Below are 1726 nucleotides of genomic sequence, written 5' to 3' on the forward strand. Positions count from 1 at the left end.
TTCTTAGAATCTTCAGGGTCTGTGTATTAATCGATCTTTGATTTTCAAGGTTCTGAGCTGTTTCAGAGAAGCTTTTGTTCTGCTCTCTTGCGACAGCTCAGTTAATATAACAATTCCTGTTCCGATTGTCAAACCTTTTTTTGAATTTTTTTTATTTTTTTCACTCTTAATTAACAACTATTCTTCAGCCGTCTCTAAATCTGCTCTTTTACTTTCGTAATCCAGTTGTGTTCAGTGCAAAAACTACGTTATTTCATAAAAAAATCGGCAAGCCAATACCGGCTTACCGATTTAAAAACATAACTTTTATTTTTGACTTCCAAGAATGAAATCGAACTTTGTAACCACGCCATTTTCATCGGTTGTAGCATTAAGCAATCCTATATACGGAAGGAAAGAATACGCATCTCTTACAGGAATGCTTCCGAGATCATAATCAATATAGTGCAACCATGCACTGTTGCTTATCTTTATGGTCACATCTCTTCCCTCGCCTTCCGGTTTATCACTATTGTGGCTGTGATATACCTTGGCCGGGAATACAGAATATTCACCCATGTCCTGCCTGTTAGCCGTCTGAATCTCTACCAGCGTATCAGGATACTCTGCATACTCCGAAGCAAAGCTGAACTCAGCACTTTCATTCTGAGCCTCGCTCTCTTCAGGCGCTTCTGTCTCAGGCTCCGTTTCCGGTTCGATATTAATGACATAGGTTTCGGTAACAACATTGCCCTTATACCCATCTCCGGACATTCCATAGGCTTCTATCTTGTATGTACCATTCTCGTCCAATGTTATAGGCGTCTCATACTTTTCTTCGCCACTGGTTTGGCCATCTATATACATCGTGTAATACAGGTCATTGCCACCGTTAACGCTAAGCTCAACCGTCATAGGTTCGCCAAATACACCTCCGTCAGGAGTTATGGCTGCAACAGGGCACAATTTATCCAATGCGGCGGACAAATCAGCATTACCGGGATATGCTTCAAGCGCTTCATTAATGATGCTTATGGCTTTTGCATGCTCTGATCTATTGAGATATGTATTCGCAAGATGCATATATACTTCTGCACTCGGAGTTCCATATGAGAAAAGCTTCGTATAGTTCTCCTCTGCCACCGAATAATCCTTCGACCAAAATGCAGCTTCAGCTGTTTTCAGTATCCTCTCAGCCTGTTTTTCAGGAGTATTACTCCATACATAATATCCGGCTGTACCGACGCCTATAACTACCGCAAGTGACACAGCCAGTATCGAAAAACGAAGTCCTTTTCCCTGCTTTTTGCCGGTAGTGCCGCCATCAAATCTATCTTCAGACAGAATAGCCTCTACATACTCCGCCTCTTCCTCTTCTTTGGTTTTTCGAAGCGGAATAACTTTTCGGGTCTGCTTCTCCTGTTCTCCAGAATCATCTTCAGACTCCTCAAGTTCTTCTGTATCATCATCTTCGTCAACAGACTCATCCTCTGATGCTTCAGACTCAGGCATATCATCATCTGCTACGTCCTGCTTCTCTTCGGCGATTCTTTCTTCTTCCTCGATAACAGCAAGCATCTCGGCAAGCTCAGCTTCATCTGCATCAGCCGCCTCTTTAGATCCATTCTCCGCAGTTTCCTGCTCTTCTGCAGTTTCAGACTCCGCTACAGTTTCTTCGGATTCATCAGATTCATCTATCTCATCCTTAGATTCAACTTCTGAATCTGTGGTTTCGTCTTCCGCAGTC

The 1726-nt window shown here is 42.8% G+C and carries 1 protein-coding gene; it reads right to left on the reverse strand.

Going from position 1 to position 1726, the window contains the following annotated elements:
• Positions 1-306: 306 nt before the first annotated feature.
• The coding region (locus tag BXO88_RS16625) for a chitobiase/beta-hexosaminidase C-terminal domain-containing protein (RefSeq protein ID WP_206100009.1) at positions 307-1726 on the reverse strand (1420 nt) is incomplete at its 5' end.

Source organism: Oribacterium sp. C9, assembly GCF_002007235.1.
Classification (GTDB): Bacteria; Bacillota; Clostridia; order Lachnospirales; family Lachnospiraceae; genus Oribacterium.